The sequence below is a fragment of the Lewinella sp. W8 genome, from assembly GCF_004375085.3.
In the GTDB taxonomy this organism is placed as follows: Bacteria; Bacteroidota; Bacteroidia; order Chitinophagales; family Saprospiraceae; genus Neolewinella.
The window spans coordinates 59,579-73,462 of sequence record NZ_SNAQ03000023.1 but is presented as its reverse complement, the minus strand read 5'-3'; the positions used below and the strand labels follow the sequence as shown (position 1 = coordinate 73,462).

General features: G+C 58.1%; 12 protein-coding genes. 5 read left to right on the top strand and 7 right to left on the bottom strand.

What is annotated here, in order from left to right; translation table 11 throughout:
* Positions 1 to 5 precede the first annotated feature (5 nt).
* Complete coding sequence (locus tag E1J53_RS21100; protein ID WP_253932215.1) at positions 6 to 818, bottom strand: ion transporter; 813 nt, start codon at positions 816 to 818, stop codon at positions 6 to 8.
* A gap of 91 nt (positions 819 to 909) precedes the next feature.
* On the opposite strand from E1J53_RS21100, the gene E1J53_RS21095 reads away from it, so the two are divergent.
* A complete protein-coding gene (locus tag E1J53_RS21095; RefSeq protein ID WP_134274389.1) occupies positions 910 to 1,749 on the top strand; it encodes a sterol desaturase family protein in 840 nt (279 codons plus the stop codon).
* 7 nt (positions 1,750 to 1,756) lie between these two features.
* On the opposite strand, the gene E1J53_RS21090 is transcribed toward E1J53_RS21095, so the two are convergent.
* From E1J53_RS21090 to porV, 4 genes are all read right to left on the bottom strand, one after another.
* On the bottom strand, positions 1,757 to 2,329 hold the full coding sequence (locus tag E1J53_RS21090; protein ID WP_134274390.1) for a hypothetical protein: 573 nt from the start codon (positions 2,327 to 2,329) through the stop codon (positions 1,757 to 1,759).
* Positions 2,319 to 2,819, bottom strand: coding sequence for an RNA polymerase sigma factor (locus tag E1J53_RS21085; protein ID WP_368671767.1), 501 nt, complete (start codon positions 2,817 to 2,819; stop codon positions 2,319 to 2,321). The genes E1J53_RS21090 and E1J53_RS21085 overlap by 11 nt, the downstream gene beginning before the upstream one ends.
* 184 nt (positions 2,820 to 3,003) lie before the next feature.
* Positions 3,004 to 4,050 carry a DUF1015 family protein gene (locus E1J53_RS21080; RefSeq protein ID WP_134274392.1) on the bottom strand — a complete coding sequence of 349 codons (1,047 nt, stop codon included), beginning with the start codon at positions 4,048 to 4,050 and terminating at the stop codon, positions 3,004 to 3,006.
* 235 nt (positions 4,051 to 4,285) lie between these two features.
* Positions 4,286 to 5,500, bottom strand: coding sequence for a type IX secretion system outer membrane channel protein PorV (gene porV / locus E1J53_RS21075; RefSeq protein WP_134274393.1), 1,215 nt, complete (start codon positions 5,498 to 5,500; stop codon positions 4,286 to 4,288).
* A gap of 313 nt (positions 5,501 to 5,813) precedes the next feature.
* Between porV and E1J53_RS21070 the strand changes: the two genes are divergently transcribed.
* Positions 5,814 to 7,070, top strand: coding sequence for an arginine deiminase family protein (locus E1J53_RS21070; RefSeq protein ID WP_134274394.1), 1,257 nt, complete (start codon positions 5,814 to 5,816; stop codon positions 7,068 to 7,070).
* 82 nt (positions 7,071 to 7,152) lie between these two features.
* Here E1J53_RS21070 and E1J53_RS21065 read toward each other — a convergent pair whose 3' ends face one another.
* A complete protein-coding gene (locus tag E1J53_RS21065) occupies positions 7,153 to 8,565 on the bottom strand; it encodes a Gfo/Idh/MocA family protein (RefSeq protein WP_134274395.1) in 1,413 nt (470 codons plus the stop codon).
* 332 nt (positions 8,566 to 8,897) lie between these two features.
* Between E1J53_RS21065 and E1J53_RS21060 the strand changes: the two genes are divergently transcribed.
* Positions 8,898 to 10,193, top strand: coding sequence for an NAD(P)/FAD-dependent oxidoreductase (locus E1J53_RS21060; protein ID WP_134274396.1), 1,296 nt, complete (start codon positions 8,898 to 8,900; stop codon positions 10,191 to 10,193).
* 162 nt (positions 10,194 to 10,355) lie between these two features.
* Here E1J53_RS21060 and E1J53_RS21055 read toward each other — a convergent pair whose 3' ends face one another.
* Complete coding sequence (locus tag E1J53_RS21055; RefSeq protein ID WP_134274397.1) at positions 10,356 to 11,096, bottom strand: STAS/SEC14 domain-containing protein; 741 nt, start codon at positions 11,094 to 11,096, stop codon at positions 10,356 to 10,358.
* Positions 11,097 to 11,766: 670 nt separating this feature from the next.
* Here E1J53_RS21055 and E1J53_RS21050 point away from each other — a divergent pair.
* Positions 11,767 to 12,570 (top strand): 3'-5' exonuclease, encoded by an 804-nt coding sequence (locus E1J53_RS21050; RefSeq protein WP_134274398.1) that lies wholly within the window; start codon positions 11,767 to 11,769, stop codon positions 12,568 to 12,570.
* A 107-nt stretch (positions 12,571 to 12,677) separates the two neighbouring features.
* The gene (locus E1J53_RS21045; protein WP_134274399.1) at positions 12,678 to 13,853 is read left to right on the top strand and encodes a DegT/DnrJ/EryC1/StrS aminotransferase family protein; all 1,176 of its coding nucleotides are present in this window, start codon (positions 12,678 to 12,680) and stop codon (positions 13,851 to 13,853) included.
* Positions 13,854 to 13,884 lie beyond the last annotated feature (31 nt).

Here is a 13,884-nt window from a genome sequence, read left to right as displayed (position 1 = left end):
ATCCTTCAACCTAAATCCTCCCCTTTCTGCAGCATATCCCGCAGCGAGCGGATTTCCTCGGTCAGGTCGTCGACCTTCTTTTCGAGTTCCCGGTTGTTGTCCATCGTCATCTCGTCGACGAAGACGGCGTTGGCAAGGCTCATCCCGAAGATACCCCCCAGGACCACTACGATGGCGAAGTAAAAGCGGGTGATGCCGATGGCGGAATCGCTGAGGAAGGGCAGGCCGGTGTCCGGGTCGACGCGCTTGGCGATGGCGGCGGGAATTTCGTTCCAACCCTCCAGGGTAAAGAGTTGGAAAATGGAATAGATACTGACCAGGGGATTACCGAAGTACTCCGGAGCAATGTCGGCGTAGAAGTTGCAGGTAATCATGGCGAGCATGAAGTTGAGGAAGACCAGCGCCCCGAGGACGAATACGGAGGCCTTCAGCGCCCGGCCCAGGCCGGTCATGACCTGTTCGATGTTCGGGATGAAACGGAGGAAGCGCACCAGACGAATCAGGCGGAACAGCCGTAGCAGTACGATGAGCTGGGTGCCGTGCATCGATTCATTGTGCTCGAGAAAGAGCACCGGCAGACTACCCAGGACAATCAGACAGTCAAAACGGTTCCAGTTGCTGGAGAAGTAGGCCTTGGGTTTCAGGACCGCCAGTTTCACCAGCATTTCCACGAGGAAGAAGATGATGAAGGCGCAGTCAATCCACCACAACCACTTGTTATCCTTGTACTGGGGGAAATACATGGTAAAGATCACCACCGCATTGACGATGATGGCCGTTAGCATGGCCTTTTCGTTCAGGAACAATCGCTTGAGCATGGGGTGCAAAAATGGGCTTGAAGGGCGAAAATAAGGTGAGCAAGGCGAATACGGGGTTCCGGAGTAAGCCCGCAGTTTTTATTTTTGCTGCATGGAATCGATCGTGCATTACTTTGAAACTATCCCCAGCAGCCACCGGGCCATCATTCTGGTGGGGGGAATTGCGCTCTTCTGGATCATCGAAAGCGCCGTGCCGCTCTTCAATTTCAAGTACCGGAAATGGAAGCACGCGGGCATCAACATTTTCTTTACCGTGACGACCATCGTCGTTAATTTTGCCCTGGCCTTCATCCTGTTACTGACCAGCGACTGGACGGTCGCCAACAACTTCGGCCTTCTCCAGTGGGTGGAGCTGCCCGTCTGGGCCATGGCGCTCGTCGGCCTGCCCCTGATGGACCTCGTGGGCGCTTATTTCGCGCACTGGACCGAGCACCGCGTCCCTTTCCTGTGGAAGTTTCACCTCATCCACCATACCGATCAGGAGGTGGACACCACCACCGCGAACCGGCACCATCCCGGAGAAAGCGTCATTCGCTTCGCGTTCACCACCCTCGGGGTCCTGGTGCTGGGCGCGCCCATGTGGCTGGTGTTTCTTTATCAGAGCATGAGTGTGGTGCTCAGTCAGTTCACCCACGCGAACATCACCGTTCCGCGCTGGCTGAACACCATCCTGAGCCCCGTCTTCGTCACCCCGGACATGCACCGGGTACACCACCACTACCGGATGCCCTACACGGATACCAACTTCGGTAACATCTTCAGCTTCTGGGACAAACTCTTCGGTACCTACGTCGCCGTGGACAACCGCAAGCTTCGCTACGGGGTAGACACCCACATGGACGTGGCCGAACACCAAAACATCGGCCGGATGCTGGCGATTCCCTTCGGTAAGACCCGTAAGGTCAAGTACGACCGGGAGGAGCAGCTTTAGGCCGGTGCTAGGAGTTGATCTCCCGGTGCAGGGCTTCTAATTCATCCAGCTTTGACCGGTGAAACCGGCGGTGTTCCCAGCGGCCGGCCAGGTAGGTCAGCAGGAAGAAGGTGGCCAGGAGGAGGTAACTCCACCAGGGTAGGGTGCCCTTTTCGAGGAAGGCACCAAAAGAACTCAGTGCGATCAGCAAAATGTAACCCAGGCCCAGCTGGCTCAGGCGAACCCGATAGCGGGTGTCCGAAATGGCCTGCGCCAGGCTGCCTTCCAGGTTGTTGGAGAAATTTTGTTGCGCCCGTAGTCTGGCACGGCGGGAAAGGGCCACGAAGAGTGCCATCCCCAACATCAGGGCGATGACGACGAACGGGAAAATTTCCTGCCGACCCTTCACGATGAGCGAGATCAGCAGGAGCAGGCTGACGGGAACGTTGACCATCAGAATGACCGATTCGGTAATGGTGGTGATGCGTTCGGCTCCCGCCCGTTTCTTGGCAACCATTTTCTCCAGATTGTTTAGGTTGATCTCGTACATTTCTCGTTGATTTTCTGCGGCCCAACAAGCCCTGATGTCCTCAAAGTTCATGCGCCCTGGTTTGTCTGGCCGCTTCGGCCAGTTGTTGTTTAATGCGGTGCAGGCGGGTGCCCACGTTGGTTGTCGTCATCCCGATAATGTCCCCGATCTCCGCGTGGGGGAAACCGTCCAGGTGAAGCAAAATCAGCGACCGATCGATCTTGGGAAGGCCCTGGATGGCCCGGTACAACCATTCCAACTGGGGGTGTTGGTAGGTCCTGCCGGGTAAGAGGATCGGTGCCCGCTCCGTTTCCCGAAGCCGACGGTTTTCCTTTTTGCGCCATTTGATGGCCACGTTGAGCGCAATGCGGTAGAGCCAGGTACTTTCCGAGGCCTCGCCGCGAAAGGCGGGGACCGACCGCCACACCTGCAGCAGGATGTCCTGGATCAAATCTTCCTGATCTTCGGCCGTCCTGGCGTAGGCGCGGCCGACCTTAAAGAAGATCTCGGCGTGCTGCCGCAGCCATTCGTGATATACCCGCCTTCTTGCCGCGTCGTCCACTGGGGGAGCTTGAAAGATGACCTAATGAGAATATTCTTTTGGGCGCAAGCGCAGGTGCGTGGCTTTTTCCAGAAGAGCCCGGCACCGGCGTTCTCGCCATACCTGAATATTCTACTGACTTAGTCCTCGCCACTCCCGCAGGCATCACAACGGGCCGGTATTTTAAGATTTTCTTAACGTTTGGTCACGGTATCCAGACCAGCAACCCGCTGGGCACGCGGGGCTCGAACCGGGTACTTTTGGGGGGCAGGCAACGATTGGCGGCGATCTCCCGAAAGAACTGCGCCTCGGGCAGGGGAAAGCCCCGCAAGATGATCTTCCCTTCGACGCCTTCCGGGAAAAGTACCGGCCCGTCGGGGGAGGCTTTGTGGTACACCGACGAGATGCGCTCGTCGCTGCGGGTATCCGTAATGCCGAAGACGGCCGGGAGGACGGTTGCGTTCAGCCAGCCGGAATCGGTATCGTCGGTGGCTTCCCTCCGGGAGAGGTGATAAAAATCGCACCGGTAGGCCAGCAGCCAGTCGCCCGTTTGCTGGGGCGGACGCGGGCGTGCGACGGGCTCGATGGAGAAGAAGGGACGGAGTTTATCGAGTAGTTCCGCCGGGGACCAGTCGGGCGGTTCGATGATGCGCAGGAAGGTATCCACGCGGACTTCATCGGCCCCCATGATCACTACGGGTAACCAGTAAAACGGGCTCTCGGGCCCCTGGCCCGAGGCCAGGCGGGCGTGACTTTCGGCCCGGTGGTGGCCGTCGGCGATACAAATCGTCTGGTCGGGCGGCAGGGGGACCGGTCGGATGGGGCCTTCCGGGGCCCAGTCTTGCAGCACGTAATCGTTGTCGATGCCGGCGAAACGGACGGGATTGCCGGTAGCCTCCGGGGTATCCGCCCACCAGTCTTTGAGGCTGGGTACCAGCAACAGAATGGGCTTGGCCAGGGCGCCGCCGTCGCCGATGATCAGCTCGCGCTGCCGGGCCAGCCGGCTGTTGAGGGTTTGCTCGTGGGGCTTGACGGTGCCGTCGAGAAAGGCGGCGGAGGGCAGGAGCCCGCAGATGCCGCGGCAACTGCCCCCGAAGTGGCGGGTAACGTAAAGTTCCTTGAAGGTAGGATATTCCTTTTTCAGGAAGGTGCCGGCGGGTAACTGGCGGACGCCGTTGCGGGTGTAGGGTAGAGCCTGCAGACCATCCGGTGCGTGATGGTGGTGGGGGAAAGGATGCAAGTAGAGCGACATGCCAACGAACAATTTCCGCAAGGTAGCACTGCAGTCCCTTATTTCACAAGCAACAATTGTATCCTTCGGCCCCTACGGGCATAGTACAAAAGAGAAAGGCGCGGCACAAGTGCCACACCTTTCCTGAACTAAACCCCAGTTATAAAAAATCTTAATTGCCGGGTGCATCCGGCGTTCACTGCAATATACGGTTTTCGGCAGGCGAAAATTGCGTGAGAATGTTAATATTTTTAATTTATTCTCCGGGCTGGGCTCCGAAATCGAAGAGGAGGCTGAAGCGGAGCGTATTGTCCAGCGGGTTCCGTTGGTTGCTCGTGGGGACGAGGTAGCTGAAGTTAAGGCCGAAGATGTTGTACTTCAGGCCGAGTCCTGCGGTGAGGTAGCGGCGGCCACCCTTGGTCTGATCCTCGTGGAAGTAGCCGGCCCGTACCGCAAACTGCTTGTCGTACCAGTACTCTGCACCGGCACTGAAAGTGAACTCGCGGAGTTCCTCACCGAAACCTTGGGGAGCATCGGAGAGACTGGTGAAAATTCCGGCGATGGGTGACAAATCGTCGATTTCGTTTTGGGTCCGGCCGCAGTTAGCGGTACCATCACAGGGAGTGGGGACCAGGAGTTTGTTGGTTTCCAGGGTCAGCGTCAATTCGTTGTATTCGTCGAACCGGAAGGTGTAGGCGGCACCGACGGCCAGGTTGGCGGGCAGGAAGTCGCGGACGGTATCCTGGGTGTAGGTAATTTTCGAACCTACGTTAGTGATGGCGGCACCGATGGCGAAGGAGTTCCGTCCGCCGCTGTTGTTGCGGATGTCATCGTTGCGGTAGGTGAAGCCCAGGTCGGCGGCGAAAGCCTGACCGGCTTCCAGTACCGTACCACTCACTTCCTGGCCGGCGGCGAGGTTAGAGTTGATGTACTTACCGGTAAGGCTGGCGCTGAAGCGATCGCTGAGTTTACGCGTGTAGGCCAGCGCAAACTCGAATTCGTTGGGTTTACCCGTACCGGTGCTCTGTCCGTTGACGTCCGTGTACTGAATGTCGCCTAGGCTAAAGTAGCGCAAGCTGGCGCCGACGGCCTGAAATTCGTCGAGTTTCTTGTATCCACCGAGGTAGGCCAGGTAGACGTCGTTGAGCCCCAGGGCCTGCAGCCAGGGGGTGTAGGTCGCTCCCAGGGCTACGTCTTCTTCGGCGAAGGCCAGCCGGCTGGCGTTGTAGTGCAGGGAGTTGGCGTCCCCGGACAGGGCCACGCCGGCATCGCCCATGGCGCCGCCCCGGGCGTCGGGGTTGATGCGCAGGAAGGGTACCGCAGAGACTACGGTATTGATGCAGGGGCCTCCGGTACCCGGCTGGACGGCATTGCCGTCCTGGTCAAGTACGCAGGCGCCCTGGGCGCCGAGGGGAAGGGTGAGGCAGCAAATAGCTAAAATGCTCAGGGAGTTGAGTAGAAGTCGTTGCATTGTTATTCTATGATTCCGAAAAAAATGGTCGCCGGGGAAGATTTTCAAAGCGAAGCTGTAGATAGATCGCTCCACGAGGGTAGCAAAATGTCTTTTAAGGCTTTTTTAACGGTACTTCCGATCAGCTTATTTTCGGGGAGATGACTTTAGGCCGGCAAAGATAGGGTGTCCGGTTTGCTTGCGGATGGATAAACGGCGTCTTTTCTCTTCCGGTAGGGATGAGGTCATAGGGCTGCGGACCTACGTGCGCCCTGAAATCATTATGCTTTTACACTCCTTTTGCTTCTGCTTACTGCCAACTACCTTTGCTGCCATGCCTATCCAAGTAAAATCTGAAATCGCTCCGCTGCGGCGGGTGCTGGTACACCGACCCGATGCGGGTACTTCCTCCATTACGCCCCGCCGCGCCGAAGAACTGTTGTTTGACGATATCGTCTACCTCCCCCAGATGCAGAAGGAGCACGACGTTTTTACCGCCCTGCTCCGGCGATTCCTGGGTAAGGACGGCGTACTGGAAATGGCGGACCTACTCGCCGAAGCCATCGCCGCCGCCCCCGAAGCCACCCGGGAAAGCCTCGAGCTGATCGTGGGCTGGGAAGAACTCCCCAATAAGTACGTTGACCTTTTGGCAGAACTCTCTCCCCGGGAGTTAAGCGAGGTGCTCATCACCGGAGCCTACGGCAACGAAGGCTGGGTGTTGTTTGACCCCATCCCTAATTTCATCTTTACCCGGGACATTGCCGTGACCATCAACGATCACGTTTTGGTGACCAAGGCGGCGAAGATGGCCCGGTCCCGCGAAAACTTCCTGACCCGACTGGTGATCTTCGCTCACCCCACCTTCCGCCACCTATGGGAAGAGAACCGGGTGATTAACCTGAACGACGTCAATAAATTTCCTCCCAGCCACCTGGCAGAAAAGGTGAGCATTGAGGGGGGAGACGTCATGCTGCTCCGGGAGAACTACCTCTTCATCGGGGAAAGTGAGCGCTCCAGCAGCTACAGCCTGCGCTCCCTGGCCGATGAATTGTTCAAACGCCAGGTGGTGGAGTACGTTGTCCGGGTGAGCGTGCCCGCCGAACGGAGCTTCATGCACCTGGACACCATCTTTACCCAAATCGACGAGCACGACTACGTCTGTTACGAGCCCATCATCTGTGAAGGTGGCCGACAGGGCGGCGTGGAGGTCTGGCACAAAGATGGTGGGTCCACCTTTTACAACAGCCTCAAGGAATGCATCCTGGCCGAAATCGACCCGGTTGCCCGCTTCCTTCCCGCCGGTGGGGGTAAGTCCCCCTACCAGGAACGGGAGCAGTGGACGGACGGCTGCAACCTCGTCGCCCTCCGTCCCGGAGTGGCCGTTACCTACGACCGCAATCCCGTCACGGCGGAAACCCTGCGGAAGGCCGGCTATTCCATCGTGCCGGCCGAGGAGCTCATCAGCCGCATCGATAAGGAGGGCCTCAACCCCGACACTGTGCGCAAGACCATCATCACCCTGCCGAGTGGCGAACTCAGCCGGGGTAGGGGAGGGAGCCACTGCATGACCTGTCCGATTGAACGGGGGTAGGGCTTCCTACCTACAAAGTCACGCAGTGACGTCCTGCCGTCTAATAGCTCGCCTGGCGAGCGCACCAAAAACACCTGGCGTTTTAAAACTCCCGCGTCTTATTGTTCTGCACGAAGTAGTTCATCTCCGGTACGTTGGTGACTTCCATCTTCTCGCCGTCCCACTCCAGTTTGGTGCGGCCGGGGACGATGTACTCGTCGGGCTTGCCGCCCTGCTTCGGGAAGCGGTGGCTGTAGCCGCGTACGGCCAGATTGCCCATCAGGACGGTTTCGGCCAACGGACCGGCCTTGGCGAAGTGGCTACTGGGCTGGTAGCCCTCCTTGATGCCGTTGATCCAGTCCATTTGGTGGCTGGTGGTCACCCGGGGGAGGGTTTCGGGGATGTTGATGTTGTTCATCAGTTTGGTGGGTAGCAAGCGGGGGTTGGCGCCGTAGACGTCGGCGATCAGCTTACCCTTGGTGCCCTCCATGATGATGCCGTTGCCGCCGTCGCCCAGGAGCTCGTCCACCAGGAGTTCGTCCGGACGGCGGGGTAGGATACCGCCATCCATCCAGATGAGTTCAACGGGCGGCTTTTCTCCCCGGGCGGGGAACTGGATATGAATCTTTGTGCTGGGGGGACAGCTTTCGGGGTTGTAATCGGGGTTCCAGTTCTGGCTGAAGACCTGCCCCACGCTGGCTTCCGCTTCGGTGGGGTAGCCCAGTTCGAGAATGTAGAAGGGGGTATCGATGATGTGGCAACCCATGTCGCCGAGGGCGCCGGTACCGAAATCCCAGTATCCCCGCCAGGCGAAGGGGTGGTAGGCGGAGTGGTAGGGGCGGTCGGCCGCGGGGCCCAGCCACAGGTTCCAGTCCAGATGATCGGGAACACTCTCTCCGACGGTGGGCGCAGGGCCTCCCTGGGGCCATACGGGGCGATTGGACCAGGCGTAGACCGTGTGCACGTCGCCGAGCAAGCCCGCTTCGTAAATCTCCTGGGTCTTGCGAATGCCCTCGCCACTGGCCCCCTGGTTGCCCATCTGGGTGATGAGTTTGGGGTTGGCGGCGGCGGCTTCGGTCAGTGCCCGTACTTCGGCGATGCTATGGGCCAGTGGTTTTTCGATGTAGACGTGCTTGCCCAGCGCCATGCAGGCGAGCCCCGTGATGGCGTGGGTGTGATCCGGGGTGGAGATCATGACGGCATCGATGTCCTTGCCCATCTCATCGAGCATCTTCCGGTAGTCACGGTAGGTTTTTGCCTTGGGGAAATTGGCGTAGGTATCGGCCGCACGACGGTCATCGACGTCGCAAAGGGCAACGACGTTCTGGCTGGCCACCGCGTTAACGTTACTGCGTCCCTTACCTCCCGCGCCAATGGCGGCTACGTTGACGGTGTCACTAGGGGCAGTAAACCCTGGCCCCCCCAGCACGTGGCGGGGGACGATGGTAAAGGCTGCGGCGGCCGTGGCGGCCGTTTTGATGAATTTTCTGCGGTTGGGGTTGGATTGCTTTGGCATGATGGACTTAAATCTTTTTCGTGGGGTGGAAGATAGGAAATTGGCGGGGTAATCTTGCGGGAACGGACCCCATGAACGCGGCTTTTCGGGAAGTTACGTGGCACCCGCACGCCGGTGCCCGACTTCTCCTTGTGCCGGCCCGTCAAGGCTTTACCGCCCGGCAGGATAATTTTTGATCCCGATGAAGTCCGGGTAATCCCGGACCGACGCCCGAAACGGCAAATGTTGCCAATGCACCGTAGAACTTCCGAAGTTCAAGGGAAAGACGACGGCGGATAACTTTTCCCTTCCCCCACCCAACCTTTATCTTGCGGCTGACCTTCCAATGGTACATGGATCCAACGACAAAAATCAACATCCCCGAGAGTGATCTGGAACGCATCGTGATCGTCGGCGGCGGCTTTGGTGGCCTGAAGCTGGCCCGGAGTCTCCGACGGTCGAACTACCAGGTTGTGCTGATCGATAAGAATAACTACCACCAGTTTCAGCCCCTGTTTTATCAGGTGGCGATGGCGGGACTGGAACCGAGCAGCATCGTATTCCCCTTCCGCAAGCTGTTTCAGGGGGAAAAGAATATGTACATCCGGGTGACGGAGGTGACCGACGTTGATCCGGTAGCCAAACGGCTGCAAACGCCCCTCGGGCACTGCAATTACGACCACCTGATCATCGCCACCGGAGCGGACACCAATTACTTCGGGAACGAGCGGATTCAGGAGCACGCGCTGCCGATGAAGTCCGTAGCGGAGGCGCTCTACCTCCGTAACAATATTCTCGATGACTACGAGGACGCCCTGACGACCCCGGAATACGATCCGCGGCAGGAGTTGGTGGACATCGCCATCGTGGGCGGTGGCCCCACCGGGGTGGAGCTGGCCGGCGCCCTGGCCGAAATGAAAAAGCACGTGCTGCCCAAGGATTACCCCGAGCTGCACATTGAGGAGGAGGTAGACATTTACCTCATCCAGGCCGGAGATCACCTCCTGAAGGGGATGAGCCCGGAAAGCAGTGCCAAGGCCCTGCGTTACCTGGAAGACATGGGCGTCAAGGTGCTGCTAAACAGCCGGGTGACTGACTTTGACGGTAAGGCCGTATTCCTGAAGGATGGCACCAGTATCCCGACGCAGAAAGTGATCTGGGCGGCGGGCATCAAGGGCGAACCCATCAGGGGCTTGCCGGAATCGGCGATCACCTACGGTAACCGCCTGGCCGTAGACCGCTACCACCGCGTGAAGGACTGTGAAGATATTTATGCGGTGGGTGACGTAGCCTACATGGAAGAAGAGGGTTGGCCGCAGGGCCACCCCCAGGTAGCGCAGGTGGCCATCCAGATGGGCAAAAACCTGGCCGGGAACTTCAAACGACGGAAAAAGGGAAAGGAGCTCACGGCCTTCAGCTACCACGACAAGGGTAGTATGGCAACCATCGGACGCGCCCGGGCGGTGGTGGACATCCCCAAACCCAGCATCCACTTCGGGGGCATTTTCGCCTGGTTGGTCTGGTTACTGGTACACCTTTTCGCCATCCTGGGCACGAAGAATAAACTCTTCGTCTTCCTGAACTGGGTGGTCAATTACATCAACTATAACCAGAGCCTTCGCCTGATCATTAAGCCGAAGGTGAAGTGACATAGTAGGTAGGGGGGTAGGAGGTAGAGTTGGTACGGAAAGGGATCTGGTTTTGCTGCCAGAGGTCCAATTGTATAATAAAGGGGATGGTCCAGATTGCGCAGCAATCGCCCCGCTACTTGCTACCGTACTATCCCCTAACCTTCGGCCCACGGCCGGAGGTTACCCCAACCAGGAAATGGCGCGTTTGCGCTCGGTGGTGTTGAAGGCGGAGAGCTCCAGTCCCGGAGTGAGCAGGTCACCGAGTTTGACGGTGGTTTTCAGCCAGGATTGGTCGCCGATGATGGCCATGCGCTCGACGTTCTTGTAGTTCTTGATGCCGGTTTTGAGGTCTTCCAGCAGTGCCTGACCGCTAAATCCGCTGACGTCCACGATTTCCAGGAGCATCCGGGCCTTCCCGTATTTTTTTACCTGTTCCTCAATCAGTACGTTGATCCGGTCGTAGTCGGCCACTTCCATCTTGTCGACGACGGCAATACCGAGCAGGTGTTCTTCGCCGAGGTCAATCTCCTTAACGGCGTTAGAGACTTTGGGCTCGGGGTTTTTCTTGAGCCACTCGTGCGCCAGTTCTCCCTCACTGAGGGCAAAGGTTTTGATTTCCATGCGCGGCGTCAGCCAGTCTACGCTACTCGTCAGCGAGGCCAGCCAGCTGTGGTCCGTCAGGATGGCGTATTTCTCAATTTTATCCCAGAGTTCCTGCTTTTTCTTCAGCATCTTCCAGAAGGTCTGGAAGGATTGGAAACCGCCGATGTTCTTGACGTTACCGAGCAGTCGAAGTCTTCCGTGGGTAATCACTTTGGCCTCGACGGCAATGAGCAGTTTACGGATGCCTTCGTCATCCACTTCACCGTCGAGGGTGAAGCCTAGCATATTGTCCTGGGAAAGAGGGAAAACTGAAATCATTGGTTGGTTTTGATGGTCTCTTGGATATAACCTCTAAGATGACTGAAATGATGAGGCCAGGCGTGGATTTTCGACAAATGCCGAATACCGACGGATGAAAAGGCTACTGTTGGCTATTTCTGCCGGAGGGGCTGAGGTGTAGTGCAGCGACTGAATGGTATTGATCGTGCCCGTCCCAATTTCCGTAACCTGTGGGAACCCTTAGATTTGGATAAAGGGCAACGGCCCCGAGTTCCGCTAAGCTCGTCGGGATCGCTGATTGTATGACAATGCAGCGGCCCCGAGATTTGCTTCGCAGCTACCTTCGGTGGTCGCTAAGCTCGTCGGGATCGCTGATTGTATGACAATGCAGCGACGTGCAGGTGCAACGTTGACCCCGCGGGGCCACGTAGGTGGCCGTCTGGCGGATCGTTTTGCCTTCTGCCGGCCGTAAAACCAGGTAGGACGACTTGCCGGAGTCCCGGTCTGGCTACCGGACCTCGCTGACGAATAGGTGGTGTGATGAATGGAAGGGCAGGGGATTAGCGGGTAACGTTATTCCTAAGTGATATGTATATCTTCCGGGCTCACAGTCGGTGCGGCTGGTTTTCTTTGACTACCTTAGCAGACGGTTGGGGTATCTTCCTCTCCTACATGCCAGCTAAGAACAGCCTAGAAACCACACACTTTTATGTTATCCCTTACCCACGACCTGGTCTTCTTTGACCTGGAGGCTACCGGTTTAAACATCGTTCAGGATCGAATCTGCCAAATTGCCCTCATCAAGCTTTTTGCCGACGGACGGCCACCCGAAGAACTGGAGATGCGCATCAATCCCCTCAAGCGCATCAGCGCCGAGGCTACGGCCGTTCACGGGATGACCAACGAGGACCTGAAGGACGAGCCCACCTTTGCCGACGTGGCCCAGCAAATCTTTGACTTCATCGGGGATGCGGACCTGGGGGGCTACAACTCCAACCGCTACGATGTGCCTCTGCTGCAGGAAGAATTTTACCGGGCGGGACTTTTTCTGGATACCAGCTCGCGGCGGCTCATCGATGCGCAGCAAATTTTTTACCGCATGGAGCCCCGCACCCTGAGTGCGGCCCTGAAGTATTACGCCGGCCGCGAGATGGAGAACGCCCACGATGCTCTGGCCGACGTACGGGCCACGGTTGACGTCTTTCGCGGACAAATGGATATGTACGCCGGCCGGGAATTCATCGATGATGAGGGGCAGGTGAGCCACCCCTTCGAGAACATGGACGCCGTGTCCGACTTCTGCAAGGATGACCGTTTCCTGGACGCCACCCGCCGCCTGAAGAAGGGACCGGACGGGCGGCCGCAGTTCAACTTCGGCAAGTACAATGGGCAGCCGGTGGAGGAAGTCTTCGCCAAGGACCCCAGTTACCTCAACTGGATCCTGAGCAAGGATTTCAGTATGGAAGTCAAGAGCCTCGTCCAGGCCATTGAAAACCACCGTCGGGGAAAGTAGGGGCCTTAGCGAAGGGGCTCGCGTTACATTCCTTCAGACATGACGTTGCTCAAACACGATTTGTGTCCCCGTGGTCGTACCTTTGCGGCCTAAAACATCGCTACGATATGGCTACTCCGACCGCGGCCGATGGCCGCGCCCAACTCCCCCCCGTCAGCAATATTCAAATGGTGGACCTCAAGGCCCAGTACCGGGCCATGCAGGAAGAGGTGGACGCTGCCGTACTGGACGTCATCCGCAGCGGGGCCTTCATCAACGGTCCGGCGGTGAAGCAGTTCCAGGCCGGACTGGAGGCTTACCTTCGTTGCGATCACGTCATTCCCTGCGCCAACGGAACCGATGCTCTGCAAATCGCCATGATGGCCCTTGGCCTGGAGCCCGGAGACGAGGTAATCGTGCCGGCCTTCACCTACGTCGCCACCGCGGAGGTCATTGCCTTGTTACGGCTGAGCCCCGTAATGGTGGACGTTGATCCCCGAACGTTCAACATCACCGCCGAGCTGATCGAGCCGGCCATCACCGAGCGGACCAAAGCCATCGTGCCCGTCCACCTCTTCGGACAAAGCTGCGATATGGAACCCATCCGTGCGCTGGCCCGAAAGCATAACCTCTTTGTGGTAGAAGATAACGCTCAGGCCATCGGCGCTGAATACACCTTCAGCGACGGCAGCAAGCACCGTACGGGCACGCTGGGAGACATCGGATGCACCAGCTTCTACCCAAGTAAAAACCTCGGTGCCTACGGTGATGGCGGAGCCATCAACACCGACAGCGACGAACTGGCCGCCAAACTCCGGATGGTCGCCAACCACGGACAAAACCGCCGCTACTACCACGACGTAGTGGGATGCAACAGCCGGCTGGATTCCATCCAGGCCGCCGTGTTGAACTGTAAGTTGAAGCGTCTGGACGATTACGGCGCCCGCCGCAACGCGGCGGCCGACCACTACGATCAGGCCCTCGCCGATATCGAGGGATTGCTCACCCCGGCCCGCCAGCCCAATAGCACCCACGTTTTCCATCAGTACACCCTGCGGGTAGACGGGGGGCGGCGGGATGCCCTGCAGGAGCACCTGAAGACGGCCGGCATTCCCAGCATGATCTACTATCCGGTGCCGCTCTACGATCAGAATGCCTTCAGGGGGACCGCGGCCAACGAAGTGAACTTCCTGCCCACCACGGATATGCTGTGTAAGGAAGTCATCTCCCTACCCATGCACAGTGAATTCGATGAACCAACCCTCGAGTTCATCACCGACACGGTACGGGCCTTCTTTGCCTAGGTCGTGAGGTTTTGTGTTTAAAATTAAATTT